This window comes from Rhodococcus sp. p52, assembly GCF_000763325.2.
In the GTDB taxonomy this organism is placed as follows: Bacteria; Actinomycetota; Actinomycetes; order Mycobacteriales; family Mycobacteriaceae; genus Rhodococcus; species Rhodococcus pyridinivorans.
Genome location: NZ_CP016819.1, coordinates 1,685,108 through 1,698,271 on the forward strand (window position 1 = coordinate 1,685,108; position 13,164 = coordinate 1,698,271).

Annotated in this window: 9 protein-coding genes; 6 read left to right on the top strand and 3 right to left on the bottom strand. The window is 68.4% G+C overall.

Translation table 11 applies throughout. The features are described from left to right. The first annotated feature begins 15 nt into the window (after positions 1-15). The 4 genes from IM25_RS07770 (at position 16) to IM25_RS07785 (ending at position 7,241) form a co-directional block, all read left to right on the top strand. On the top strand, positions 16-2,352 hold the full coding sequence (locus IM25_RS07770; RefSeq protein ID WP_033097945.1) for an MMPL family transporter: 2,337 nt from the start codon (positions 16-18) through the stop codon (positions 2,350-2,352). Between the two features lie 94 nt (positions 2,353-2,446). Further along, positions 2,447-4,174 (top strand): ABC transporter ATP-binding protein, encoded by a 1,728-nt coding sequence (locus IM25_RS07775; protein ID WP_065996492.1) that lies wholly within the window; start codon positions 2,447-2,449, stop codon positions 4,172-4,174. Next, the gene (locus tag IM25_RS07780) at positions 4,171-6,060 is read left to right on the top strand and encodes an ABC transporter ATP-binding protein (RefSeq protein WP_006552525.1); all 1,890 of its coding nucleotides are present in this window, start codon (positions 4,171-4,173) and stop codon (positions 6,058-6,060) included. Before IM25_RS07775 ends, IM25_RS07780 begins: the two co-directional genes overlap by 4 nt. A 203-nt stretch (positions 6,061-6,263) precedes the next feature. After that, positions 6,264-7,241 (top strand): MarR family transcriptional regulator, encoded by a 978-nt coding sequence (locus IM25_RS07785; protein ID WP_033097944.1) that lies wholly within the window; start codon positions 6,264-6,266, stop codon positions 7,239-7,241. An 80-nt stretch (positions 7,242-7,321) separates the two neighbouring features. Here IM25_RS07785 and IM25_RS07790 read toward each other — a convergent pair whose 3' ends face one another. Continuing rightward, on the bottom strand, positions 7,322-8,203 hold the full coding sequence (locus IM25_RS07790) for a LysR family transcriptional regulator ArgP (protein WP_024102747.1): 882 nt from the start codon (positions 8,201-8,203) through the stop codon (positions 7,322-7,324). Between the two features lie 72 nt (positions 8,204-8,275). Between IM25_RS07790 and IM25_RS07795 the strand changes: the two genes are divergently transcribed. Continuing rightward, positions 8,276-8,878: a LysE/ArgO family amino acid transporter gene (locus IM25_RS07795; RefSeq protein ID WP_006552522.1), complete on the top strand. Its 603-nt coding sequence runs from the start codon at positions 8,276-8,278 to the stop codon at positions 8,876-8,878. Between the two features lie 4 nt (positions 8,879-8,882). Here the strand turns inward: IM25_RS07795 and IM25_RS07800 are convergent, their stop codons facing one another. Together IM25_RS07800 and IM25_RS07805 are read right to left on the bottom strand one after the other, a co-directional pair. Next, a complete protein-coding gene (locus tag IM25_RS07800) occupies positions 8,883-9,749 on the bottom strand; it encodes a cation diffusion facilitator family transporter (RefSeq protein ID WP_170318520.1) in 867 nt (288 codons plus the stop codon). A gap of 36 nt (positions 9,750-9,785) precedes the next feature. Beyond that, complete coding sequence (locus tag IM25_RS07805) at positions 9,786-10,205, bottom strand: pyridoxamine 5'-phosphate oxidase family protein (protein ID WP_006552520.1); 420 nt, start codon at positions 10,203-10,205, stop codon at positions 9,786-9,788. A 148-nt stretch (positions 10,206-10,353) separates the two neighbouring features. On the opposite strand from IM25_RS07805, the gene IM25_RS07810 reads away from it, so the two are divergent. Continuing rightward, positions 10,354-13,095 (top strand): calcium-translocating P-type ATPase, PMCA-type, encoded by a 2,742-nt coding sequence (locus IM25_RS07810; protein ID WP_065996493.1) that lies wholly within the window; start codon positions 10,354-10,356, stop codon positions 13,093-13,095. The last annotated feature ends 69 nt before the right edge of the window (positions 13,096-13,164 follow it).

The following is a 13,164-nucleotide window of genomic DNA, read 5'->3' on the forward strand; positions in this document are numbered from 1 at the left end:
TAGAAAGGGTGCCCCGTGGCGACCTACCTGTACCGGCTGGGCAAGTTCGCCCACCGACGGAAGGGCGCAGTGCTGTCCTTCTGGATCGCGCTGCTCGTGCTCTTCGGGGTCGGTGCAGCAACCCTGTCCGGGCCCACCACGGACGCGTTCACGCTTCCGGGCACCCCCGCGCAGAAGACCCAGGACCTCATGGCGGAGCGGTTCCCGTCGACCGAAGATCCGATGAACGGGCTCAGCGCGCGTTACGTCTTCGCCGCGCCCGACGGGCAGACGCTCGACGACCCCGAGAACCTGGCCGCCGTCGACGAGGTCCTCGCCGCGGTCCGCGGCATCGACCGCGTCTCGCCGCCCGCCAAGGTCGACCCCGCCACCGCCTCGCCGGAGGAACAGGCCGGCGCGCTGGTCAACCCGGTCCTCGCCGACGCCGGTCTCGTCGAGCAGATGAAGGCCGTCGCCGCGCAGCAGGGCACCTCCGAAGAGGCTGCGCTGTCCGACGCCCAGGCCCTGTCGCCGCTGAGCGCCGACCGCACCGTCGGCTTCGTCACCGTCCCGTTCGAGGGCGAGATCACCGACGTCGACCAGGCCCTGCGCGACCAGATCTTCGACGCCGCCGAGATCGGCCGTGACGCCGGCCTGACCGTCGAGGTCAGCGGTACGGCTGCCGCCGAGATGGGCATGCCCGGTGGCACCGCCGAACTCATCGGCATCGGCATCGCCGCGATCGTGCTCACCCTGACCTTCGGCTCGCTCGTCGCCGCCGGACTTCCGCTGGTCACCGCACTCGTCGGCGTCGGCATCGGCAGCCTCGGCATCACCATCGCCTCCGGCTTCGCCGACCTCAGCTCGATGACCCCGACGCTGGCGGTCATGATCGGTCTGGCCGTGGCGATCGACTACTCGCTGTTCATCGTCTCGCGCTTCCGGCACGAACTCACCATCACCTCTGATCGCACCGAGGCCGCCGGCCGTGCCGTGGGCACCGCCGGTTCCGCGGTCGTCTTCGCCGGCCTGACGGTCATCATCGCCCTCATGGCGCTGAGCGTCGTCGGCATCCCGTTCCTGTCGGTCATGGGTTACGCTGCCGCGTTCACGGTGCTCATGGCCGTGCTCATCGCCGTGTCGCTGCTGCCCGCCGTGCTCGGACTGTTCGGGGAGAAGGCCTTCGCCGGCCGCATCCCGTTCCTGAACAAGCGCGGTTCCGACGACGACACCCCCAAGGCGGGCGCCAAGTTCGTCGGCCTGATCACGCGACGCCCGGCCATCCCGCTCATCGCCGGTGTGGTCCTCCTCGGTGCGCTCGCGCTGCCCGCCACCGGACTGAACCTCGCCCTGCCGTCGGAGGCCACCGCCGACCCGGCGACCAGCGCCCGCAAGGCCTACGACCTGGTCGACGAGGGATTCGGTCCCGGACGCAACGGCCCGCTGGTCGTCGTCGTCGACACCCAGAACGCCGACGTGGAGGCCCCAGTCGCGTTCGGTGCCGTCGTCGGCAAGCTGTACGAGAACGACGAGGTCGTCAACGCCCAGATCGTCGCGGTGAACGAGGCGGGAGACACCGCCCAGATCCTCGTCACTCCGCGCAGCGGCCCGACCGATCCCGCGACGATGGACCTCGTCCAGAGCATCCGCGACGGCGAGACCGAGCTGAACGAGGAGTTCGGCCTGTCCTACGGCGTGACCGGCCAGACCGCGCTCGAGGGCGACGTCTCCGACAGCCTCCAGAGCGCACTGGCTCCGTACCTCGCGGTCGTCGTCGGCCTCGCCTTCATCCTGCTGATGCTGGTGTTCCGCTCGATCCTGGTGCCGCTCACCGCAACCCTCGGCTTCCTGCTCAGCGTCCTGGCGACCTTCGGTGCCACCGTCGCGGTCTTCCAGGAGGGCTGGGGCGGCCTGATCGCCAACCCGCAGCCCATCGTGAGCTTCATGCCGATCATCCTCATCGGCGTCGTCTTCGGTCTTGCGATGGACTACCAAGTGTTCCTGGTGACGCGTATGCGTGAGGACTACGTCCACGGCGCGAGCGCACTCGAGGCCGTCCGCAGCGGCTTCGCACACGGCGCGCGCGTGGTGAGCGCAGCGGCGATCATCATGATCTCGGTGTTCGCGGCGTTCATCGCCGAACCGGACTCGCTGATCAAGTCGATCGGTTTCGCACTCGCCGCGGCGGTCTTCTTCGACGCCTTCATCGTCCGCATGGTCATCATCCCGTCGGTGATGGCGCTACTCGGTGACAAGGCGTGGTGGCTGCCGAAGTGGCTCCACCGGATCCTTCCGAACGTCGACGTCGAGGGCGAGAAGCTCACCCGCGAGCTCGGTGCCACCGAGCCCGCACCGGAATCCGCACGCGTGTGACGAACCCCCGGGCGGCCACGTACCCGACGCGGTGCGTGGCCGCCCGGATGGATCGTGAAGATTGCTGCAGGGAGTCGCAGGTAGCGTAATGCCCATGTTGCTACGGCTGTTGCGCCGCTTCATGGCGCCCTATCGGGGTGCCCTCGCGGGGGTCGTACTCCTGCAGCTGGTCGCGACCGGGGGCATGTTGCTGCTCCCGAGTCTCAACGCCGACATCATCGACAACGGCGTGGCGACCGGGGACATCGATTACATCGTCCGGACCGGTCTGCTGATGCTCGTCATCAGCGCCGTCGAGGTCGGCGCCGCGACCGGTGCCGTCTACTTCGCGGCGCGCGCCGCGATGGGCTTCGGCCGCGACGTGCGGCTCGCGCTCGTCCGGGATGTGGGGCGGTTCTCGGCGCGCGAGTTCGGGACGTTCGGTGCCCCGTCGCTGATCACCCGCAACACCAACGACGTGCAGCAGGTTCAGATGCTCGTGCTGATGACCTGCACCATCGTCGTGACCTCCCCGATCATGGGGATCGGTGGCGTCATCATGGCGATCCGCCAGGACCCCGGCACCTCGCTCGTGCTGGTCGTCGCCGTCCCGGTGCTGATCTTCACCATGGCCGCGCTCATCGCGCTCATGCTGCCCGGCTTCCGGGTCATGCAGAAGCGCATCGACTCTGTGAATCGGGTGTTGCGCGAGCAGATCACCGGCATCCGCGTGATCAGGGCATTCGTGCGCGACGAAACCGAGAAGGCCCGCTTCGACGGCGCCAACGACGACCTCACCGCCACCGCCTTGCGCGTCGGCCGCGTGAACTCCGTGCTGTACCCGGCGGTGCTGCTGATCTCGAATGTGAGCACCGTCGGCGTCCTGTGGGTGGGCGCCCACCGTATCGACTCCGGTGCGATGCAGGTCGGCTCCATCACCGCGATGATCACCTACATCGCCCAGATCCTCATGGCCGTGCTCATGACGTCGTTCGTCGCGATCATGGCTCCGCGCGCCGCGGTCTGCGCCGAGCGCATCCTCGACGTGCTCGACACCGAACCGACGGTGTCTTCGCCCGCCGAACCGGTCCGCGAACTCCCGACCCGCGTCACCCTCGAACTCCGCAATGCCGGTTTCTCGTATCCCGGTGCCGACGCTCCCGTGCTCAGCGGGGTGTCGTTCCGCGCCGACCCCGGTTCCACCACCGCGATCATCGGCGGCACCGGATCGGGCAAGAGCACCATGATGCGCCTCGTGCCGCGGCTCATCGACGTCACCGCCGGGCAGGTGCTCGTCGCGGGTGTCGACGTCCGGGCGCTCGACACCGACGTGCTGCGCTCGCGCATCGCCGTCGTGCCGCAAAAGGCCTACCTGTTCTCCGGCACCATCGCCGACAACCTCCGGTACGGACGCGCCGACGCCACCGACGACGAACTGTGGCACGCCCTCGAGGTCGCGCAGGCCGCCGACTTCGTCCACAAGACCGAGGACGGACTGAACACGGTCCTCTCCCAGGGCGGCACCACGGTCTCCGGCGGGCAGCGGCAGCGCCTCGCGATCGCTCGCGCCCTCGTCCGCCGGCCCGCCATCTACCTGTTCGACGACGCCTTCTCCGCACTCGACCCGGCGACCGACGCCCGCCTGCGCGCGGCGCTCGAACCCGAGACGCGCGACGCGTGCGTGCTCATCGTCGCGCAGCGGGTCTCCACCGTGCAGGACGCCGACCGCATCGTCGTCCTCGACAACGGCGTCATGGTCGATTCCGGGACGCATCTCGGTCTGCTCGGCCGGTGCCGGACGTACTCGGAGATCGTCGAGTCGCAGAGGATGGCCACGATATGACGACTCCGGAAGCGGCGGCACCGTCGCGTCTGCGCACCGTCCGCCGGGTGCTCGGCCTGCTCCACCCGCACCGCTACGCCGTCTACTCGGTGCTGCTCTCCGCCTTCCTCGGCGTCGTGAGCATGTCGGTGGCGCCCTTCGTGCTCGGCCGCGGCACCGACGTCATCTTCGACGGGGTGGTGGGCATGCAGTTCCCCGCCGGACAGACCAAGGAAGAAGCCGTCGCCGGTCTGCGCGCCGAGGGCCGCGACCAGTTCGCCGACATGGTCTCGGGGATGGACGTGGTGCCCGGACTCGGCATCGACTTCTCGGCCCTCGGCCGGATCCTCGTCATCGTCCTGGCGCTGTACCTGCTCTCGTCCGGTCTGATCTGGGTCGCCGCCTACGGCCTCAACGAGATCGTGCAGCGCGTCGTGCGCGACATGCGGTCGCGGATCGAACGCAAGATCCACCGGTTGCCGCTGCGGTACTTCGACACGCATTCGCGCGGCGACCTGCTCAGCCGCGTCACCAACGACATCGACAACGTCGCGGCGGGCATGCAGGAGTCCATCTCCCAGCTCGTCCTCGCGGTGCTGACGCTGCTCGGTCTCGTGGTGATGATGCTGTTCATCTCGCCGATGCTCGCGCTCGTCGCGATCCTGACCGTTCCGGCGTCGGTCGTGGCGACGGCAGTGATCGCGCGTCGCTCGCGCAAGCACTTCCTCGCGCAGTGGGAGACGACCGGCAAGCTCAACGGGCAGATCGAGGAAGCCTTCACCGGGCACGAGCTCATCACCGCCTACAGCCGGACCGCGGAGGTGCAGCGACGCTTCACCGACACCAACGAGTCGCTGTACCAGGCCTCCTACCGCGCGCAGTTCGTGTCCGGACTGGTGATGCCGTTCGTGACCTTCCTCGGCAACGTCGGCTATGTCGTCATCGCCGTGCTCGGTGGTCTGCGGATCGCGTCGGGCACCGCGACGCTCGGTGAGATCCAGGCGATGATCCAGTACTCGCGTCAGCTCGTGCAGCCGCTCGCGCAGATCGGCGCGATGGTCAACCTCCTGCAGTCGGCGTCGGCGTCGGCCGAGCGGGTGTTCGCGGTGCTCGACGAACCGGAGGAGGAACCGGAGGTCGCGGCGCCGACGATGCCGTGGAGCCGGCACGGACTCGTCGAGTTCGAGAACGTCGCCTTCTCGTACACCCCCGATCGGCCGCTCATCGAGAACCTGTCGTTGCGGGCCGAACCGGGTCAGATGATCGCGATCGTCGGACCCACGGGCGCCGGCAAGACCACCCTCATCAACCTGATCCTGCGCTTCTACGAGGTCGACGCGGGCCGGATCCTCGTCGACGGCGTGGACATCCGTTCGATGTCCCGCGACGAACTGCGCTCGCGCATCGGCATCGTCCTGCAGGACACCTGGCTGTTCGGCGGCACCATCCGCGAGAACATCGCCTACGGCAATCCGTACGCCACCGAGAACCAGATCATGTCCGCGGCCAGGATGAGTTACGTCGACCGTTTCGTGCGGGCCCTGCCCGACGGCTACGACACGATCATCGACGAGGAGAACGACGGCAACCTCAGCGCCGGTGAGCGTCAGCTCATCACGATCGCGCGGGCGTTCGTGTCCAAGCCGTCGATCCTCATCCTCGACGAGGCGACGAGCTCGGTCGACACCCGCACCGAACTGCTCGTCCAGCAGGCCACCGCGCGATTGCGCGACGACCGCACCAGCTTCGTCATCGCTCACCGCCTGTCGACCATCCGGAACGCCGACCGCATCGTGGTGATGGAGGACGGACGGATCGTCGAACAGGGCACCCACGAGGGGCTGCTCGAGGCGGCCGGTGCGTACGCGAGGCTGTACGACGCGCAGTTCAAGGCACTCGTGGAGTGAACGCGGGAGACTTCGGCGCGGCCTGATACAAAACATTCCGTCCTCGCGGGCGGGACGGGACACTTCTGGCCATGACGGAGGTGCGGACAACAGCGGTACGGTCACCTCTCGATCTCCTGCGCTCTGCGCGACCGGGGGTCTCCGTGCGATCTGGACGACCGGGGGTCTTCCGGGTCGACGAGACCACACCGGCGGGGCGGATCATGCAGCATCTGCGACGTGGGGGACCGGCGACGCGCACGATGCTCGCCGATTTCACGGGCCTGTCGGCGTCGACGGTCAACCGGGCGGTGACGTCGTTGCTCGAGCACGGGTTGCTGCGCGACCGCCCCGATCTCGCTCCGCGGGGACGGGTGGGACGGCCGCACGTGCCGGTGGAGGTGGACACCGAACGGGGTTTCCTCGCCGGTATCCATCTGGGGGAGCGGGAGACCCGGGTGGTTTCCGGCGACCTGCTCGGACGGGAACTGCACCGGACGACCTTCGCGACACCGGCGTCGGTGTTCGACGTCTTCGCCGCGATCGGTGCGGCGCTGCGGGTGCACGAGTCCCACCAGCGAGGCAGGCAGCCGCTGTGGGCAGGGCTCGCGGTGGGTGGTCTGTACGACGAGCACCGAGGGGCGCTCGACCACCCGCGACTGGGCTGGTGCGAAGCGCCCGTGGACGTGTTGTTCCGGGCGATCGTGCCCACGCCGTACACGGTCGTTCCGTACGTGGAGGCGGTCGCGGAGGTCGAATACCGCCGGTGCGAGAGCGCCTTCCGGCGACGACCCGAGAGCTGGCTGTATCTGTGTGCGGAGGAATCGATCTCGATGGCGTGGCTCGTGGACGGCCTCGCACGGTCCTCGGCCGACGACATCGAATCGTTCTGTGCTGTACTCGAACCGGGGAGTGCCGGTGGCACCGACCCGTCGCCGAACCAGGCGGTGCTCCTCGGCCGTGCGGTCGCGCTGGTGCGCGACGTCGTCAATCCCGACGTGGTGACCGTCGGTGGTGAGCTGTTCACCCGACATGGACGGGAGCGCGAGGACGTGTCCGACGGTTACCGGCAGCAGTCGTCGTACAACGATGTGCCGCTGCGGTTCTCGGAAGCCGATGACGATCTGCGGTCGGCGGCGGCGCTCGGTGCGGCGTCGCGGGTGATGTATGTCGACCCGATCGGCGCGATGCAGGCGCGGTGAGACGACAAGGTCTGGCGCATGCCGCTGACCGAGGTGGGGCGTCAGGCCGCTCCCTTTTCGGAAGGTCGGATTCCGGGAGGTCAGTGCAGCACTTCGCGCGCGGTGCGACGGACCGCATCGGTCAGCGCGTCGAGCACGGGGGAGTCCAGCCGCCACCGCTGCCAGTACAGCGGCACGGCGATCGGGTCGTCCGGGGCCAGGCTCACGAGATCGGTCGTGTCGGCGACCATCGCGTCGGGGAGCATGGCCCAGCCCAACCCCAGCCGCGCGGCCTCGACGAATTCGAGGGCGCCCGGAACGTAGTTGCGCGGCGGATTCAGCCGCCGCCGGGTCCGCTTGCGGACGAAGCGATCCTGCATGTCGTCCTTGCGGTCGAAGGTGAGCATCGGGGCCTCCCGCAGTTCGGTGGGGGTCATGCCCTCGGGGAACCAGCGTTCGGCGAAGTCCACGCTCGCCATCGCGTGATAGCGCATGGCGCCGAGCTTCTCGGACGTGCAGCCCTGCACGGGTTCGGGGACGGAGGTGACCGCTGCCATGGCGGTTCCGTCGCGCAACAGATCCGTGGAGTGGAACTCGTCCTCGCGGTGCAGTTCGAACAGGGCTCGGTAGCGCACGGGCATCCGGGCCAGGGCGCGCAGCATCCAGGTGGACATCGAGTCGGCGTTGACGACGAGCGGGATCGTGGCGTAACTCCCGGTGTCGGCGCCGAGACCGAGTTCCTCGGAGGCGTCTTGCTCCAGCCGCGCGACCTGCCGGGCGAGCCGCATCACCACTTCGCCGGCCGCGGTCGCGCTGACGGGCCGGGTCCGTCGCAGCAGTACCTGACCGACGTGTTGTTCGAGCGACTTGATGCGTTGGCTCACCGCGGACGGTGTGACGCGAAGAACAGCCGCCGCACCCTCGAAAGTGCCCTCGTCCAATACCGTTGCAAAAGTGCGAAGTTGAGCGAAGTCGAGATCCACATTAAGAAACTCTAATGCAGGTACAGCAAAATCAACTGTTCTTATCTCGACAGGATTCCTAGCGTCGATGCCATGTCACTCGTCGTCGCCGGATTCGTCACAGGTCTGTCCCTCATCGCCGCCATCGGTGCGCAGAATGCCTTCGTCCTGCGCATGGCGATCGCGCGACGATTCGTGCTGCCTGTGATCGCGATCTGCGTGATCTCCGACGCCGTGCTCATCACCGCGGGCATCGCCGGGATCGCGACGATCCTCGACCGCGCTCCCGGCGCGATCGACGTGATCCGTTGGGCGGGTGCCGCTTTCCTCATCTGCTACGGACTCTTCGCGGCACGTCGCGCGCTGAAGCCGTCGGCACTGTCCGCTGCCCCGGGCGGTGCCGTCACCATCGGCGCGGCTCTGCTGACCTGTCTGGCGCTGACCTGGCTCAACCCGCACACCTATCTCGACACCGTGCTCATGCTCGGTTCGGTGGCCAACCACTACGGCAACCCCGGCCGGTGGTGGTTCGGTGCCGGGGCGATCACCGCGAGCGTCGTGTGGTTCGCCGCCCTCGGGTACGGGGCCCGCTATCTGCGCGCCTGGTTCGCCAAGCCGTCCTCGTGGCGCATCCTCGACGGTGGCGTCGCGGTCCTGATGCTCGGCCTCGGTGCCGGACTCGTCGCCTCGTCCTGATCACTCATCTGCGTCCCGTGGGGGCGCGGTCGGGCTCGAGATGGCTGAACACCACGACACCGGGCAGCGCCTCGGCGAGATCGGCCTCGATTCGGTCGAGCAGGTCGTGCCCGGCCCGCACCGTCCAGTCGCCCGGCACCCGCACGACGAGGTAGACGAAGCGCTGACGTCCCGACTCGCGGGTGCGCGGCGGCAGGATCGTCACCACCCCCGGTTCCCGATAGCGGTCGAGGACGGCGTTCACCGCCGTCACGTCCTCCGGGGGAAGAACCGCGTCGAGCATGCCGACGACCGCCTGCCGCACGAGGCCGAAACCGATCCGCAGGATGTTCAGGGCGACGAGGATCGCCACGATCGGGTCGAGCACGTCCCACCCGGACAGCGCGACCAGCGCGACGCCGACGAGCACGCCCGCCGACGTCCACACGTCCGTCAGCAGGTGTTTCCCGTCGGCGACCAGCGTGATCGACCGGTGTGCCCGACCCTGCCGGATGAGCAGCAGACCGACCACGAGATTGAGCGCCGACGATCCGGCCGACAGGAGGAGACCGAGTCCGACCTCGGTCACCGGCTGCGGTGAGATCAGGCGCTCGACCGAGGTCCACAGGATCACCGTCGCGGCGGCGAAGACCATGGTGCCCTCGACCGCGGCGGAGAGGTACTCGGCCTTCCCGTGCCCGAAATCGTGGTTCGCATCGGCCGGCTTCGCGGCGAGACGTAGCGCCGCGAGACCGACGAGCGCCGCGACGAGGTTGACCCCGGATTCGAGTGCGTCCGACAACAGACCCACGGATCCGGTGATCCACGCCGCCGATGCCTTCAGCAGCATCGTCGCGAGCGCGGTCGCCACCGACAGCAGCATGAACCGCATCAACAGGCGGTGCTGCTGCGCAGAGGGCACCACCGGTCAGCGCTTGACGAGCGTGAGTTGCATCCCGGTGAGGTCGGTGGCCGTCAGCGCGACGTAGTCGTACTTCGGGGTGGGAACCCACGGCGACAGTCCGAGGGCGTCGATCCGCGCCGCGTCGTCGAAGCTCCGGAGGATCCGGGCGTGTCCGTGCAGCACGACGCTCCATGCGGAGTCCTCGCGGATCTCGTCCACCTCGAAGGCCACCTGCGGGTGCACCGCCAGTTCGGAGAGCTTGCTGCCCTCACCGCTGCGGAAGTACACCGTGCGATCGTCGGTGACGTAGTTGACGGGATAGATCTCCGGTCGTCCGCCGACGACGGTGACGAGGCGGCCCACCTTGCCCGTCGCGAGCAGGTCCCAGCACTGGTCCTCGTCGAGGGGGACGACAGGATCGTCGGTGTTCGGGTTGTCGCGCATCGCGTTCACTCCTCCGGTTCCGCTGCCGTATCCAGCACATCACGAACCGGCTTCCGGCGCAGTGGAACGCTCCGCCGGTTACGGTGAAACCGGCCGTCAGGACCGTGTTCGCCCGATCCGCCGAGAGCAGCCCGAACGAGGAGTGCCGATGTCCGCACAGGCTCCCGCGACCACCTCGAGTTGGCACACCCGCGCCGCGACCGACGTCGCCGAGGCGTTCGAGGTCGATCCGCAACGAGGACTGAGCGCGGACGAGGTCGAACGACGCCGCGGCGAGTACGGCCCGAACCTGCTCGACGAGGCGAAGAAGGTGCCGACCTGGCGACGCGTGCTGTCGCTGCTGGCCGACAGGATGACCCTCGTTCTGGTCGTCGCGGCGGTGGTCAGCGCCACCGTCTCCCGTGAGTGGGAGACCCCCGTCGTCATCTTCGCGGTGATCGCGCTCAACACCGTGCTGAACTACGTGCAGGAATCCCGGGCCGAGAGCAGCCTCGCTGCGTTGAAGAAGATGTCGGTGTCCACCAGCCGGGTGCTGCGCGACGGTCGCGGGACGGAGGTGCCGCGCGCCGAACTCGTCCCCGGAGACGTGGTGCTCCTCGAGGCCGGCGACACCGTCCCGGCCGACGGCCGACTCGTCACCGCCGTCCGGCTGCAGGTCGCCGAGGCCGCCCTCACCGGCGAATCCCAGCCCGTCGACAAACAGGTCGACGTCGTCGACGATCCCGACGCACCGCTCGGCGACCGCACCGACATGCTGTTCATGAACACCGAGGTCACACGCGGACGTGCCGCGATGATCGTCACCGGAACGGGCATGCGCACCGAGATGGGAGCCATCGCAACCCTTCTCGGATCGGCAGGGGTCGAACAGACGCCGCTGCAACGACGCATCGGCCAGCTCGCCCAGGCCCTGACGATCATCGCGATCGTGACGGTGGCGCTGGTGTTCGTCCTCGGACTGCTGCGGGGGCAGACCTGGTCGGATCTCCTCGTCACCGCGGTGTCGCTGGCGGTCGCGACGATCCCCGAAGGGCTCACGGCCGTCGTCGCCTTCACCCTGGCGATGGGAGCCTCACGCCTCGCGGCCCGCGGCGCGATCGTCAAACGACTCGCCGCGGTCGAGACACTCGGCAGCACCACCCACATCTGCACCGACAAGACCGGCACCCTCACCCTCAACGAGATGACGGTGCAGCGACTGCTCGTCGCGGGTCGTGCCTTCCGCGTCACCGGCACCGGGTACGGAACCGACGGCAAGATCCTTGTCGGCGACGGCCTGCCCGCACCGGACTTCACGGACGCACTGCTCGGGATGGGACTGTGCAACGACGCGACCGTGCGCAACGGAATACTGGTCGGCGATCCCACCGAGGGTGCCCTCGTGGTGCTCGCCGAGAAGGGCGGCATCGACGTCGAGGGTGCGCGGGCCGCGCTGAACCGCATCGCGGAGGTGCCGTTCGACTCGGACTACAAGTACATGGCCACCTTCCACACCCTGCCGAACGGCGGATACCGCTGTTTCGCGAAAGGTGCACCGGGTGTGCTCCTCGACCGTGCCACCTCGATCGCCGGTCCCGACGGTCCGATTCCACTCGACGACGACGGTCGCGCGAGGATCCACCGGGCCGTGGAGGCGCTCGCGTCGGAAGGTCTGCGAACTCTCATGATCGCCGGGCGCGACCTCGACGCCGTTCCCCGCGGCGACACCGATGCCCTGCAGGAGAAGGTGGCCGACCTGACGATCCACGCGATCGTCGGCATCGTCGCCCCGCCGCGGACCGAAGCCGAGGATGCGATCGCCGTCGCCCACGAGGCGGGCATCTCGGTGCACATGATCACCGGCGACCATCTGGTGACGGCCTCCGCGATCGCCGAGGAACTCGGAATCCGCGGGTCGGCTGCCTCCGGTGCGGATCTCGACAAACTCACCGACGACGAACTGCGCCGGAGGGCAAAGGAATTCGGTGTCCTCGCCCGCGTGGCGCCCCAACACAAGATCAGGTTCGTCGAAGCGCTGCAGGCCGACGGGCAGATCGTCGCGATGACGGGCGACGGCGTCAACGACGCTCCCGCGCTCGAACAATCCGACATCGGTGTGGCCATGGGCATCACGGGAACCGACGTCTCCAAGGGCGCCGCGGACATGATCCTCACCGACGACAACTTCGCGACCATCGTCGCCGCCGTGGCCGAGGGACGCGGAATCTACGACAACATCATCAAATTCGTGAAGTTCCAGCTCACCACGGCGTGGGGCTTCGTCCTGATCTTCCTGACGGCCGGTGTGCTCGGCCTCGCGGGTGGCGCGCCCTTCAGCGCACTGCAGATCCTGTGGGTGAACATCATCATGGACGGACCGCCGGCGCTCGCGCTCGGTGTCGACCCGACCGCCCCCGACGCGATGCGGCGACGACCGCGGCCCGCGAACGAGGCGCTGCTCGAACGCTCCCGGGTCCAGCGCATCCTCGGCCTCGGCATCGTGATGACGGTGGGCACGATCGCGGTCCTGCACTTCGGGCCGGAACTGTTCCCCGACAGTGCATCCGACCCGTTGTTCGCCACCACCCTCGCGTTCACGACATTCGTCTTCTACCAGGTGTTCAACCTGTTCAACGTGCGCTCGGATCTCGGATCGGTGTTCTCGGCGCAGACGTTCACCAACCACACCATCTGGATCGCGATCGGCGCCGTCGTCGTCCTTCAGATCTGCGTCGTGCAACTCGGCGCCCTGCAGGGCTTCATGGACACCACCTCGCTCACCTCCGAGCAGTGGCTGCTCGCGGTCGCCGTCGGCTCGTCCGTGCTGTGGGTGGACGAGATCGGCAAGTTCGTCGCCAGGAGGATCGAGGCGCGCAGGGCCGAGCGGGCGGATACGACCTTCCTCACCTGACGATCAGGAGATGGCGGAACTCACGTCGCCGCGGGGAGAAGTGTGAGGCCGGACTGCCCCAGAATGGAG

Excerpts from the sequence above, each read along its gene's own strand:
- IM25_RS07800 (WP_170318520.1), bottom strand. The coding sequence starts at position 9,749 with ATGCGGTTCATGCTGCTGTCGGTGGCGACCGCGCTCGCGACGATGCTG.
- IM25_RS07780 (WP_006552525.1), top strand. The coding sequence starts at position 4,171 with ATGACGACTCCGGAAGCGGCGGCACCGTCGCGTCTGCGCACCGTCCGC.
- IM25_RS07795 (WP_006552522.1), top strand. The coding sequence starts at position 8,276 with ATGTCACTCGTCGTCGCCGGATTCGTCACAGGTCTGTCCCTCATCGCC.
- IM25_RS07775 (WP_065996492.1), top strand. The coding sequence starts at position 2,447 with ATGTTGCTACGGCTGTTGCGCCGCTTCATGGCGCCCTATCGGGGTGCC.
- IM25_RS07785 (WP_033097944.1), top strand. The coding sequence starts at position 6,264 with ATGCAGCATCTGCGACGTGGGGGACCGGCGACGCGCACGATGCTCGCC.
- IM25_RS07805 (WP_006552520.1), bottom strand. The coding sequence starts at position 10,205 with ATGCGCGACAACCCGAACACCGACGATCCTGTCGTCCCCCTCGACGAG.
- IM25_RS07810 (WP_065996493.1), top strand. The coding sequence starts at position 10,354 with ATGTCCGCACAGGCTCCCGCGACCACCTCGAGTTGGCACACCCGCGCC.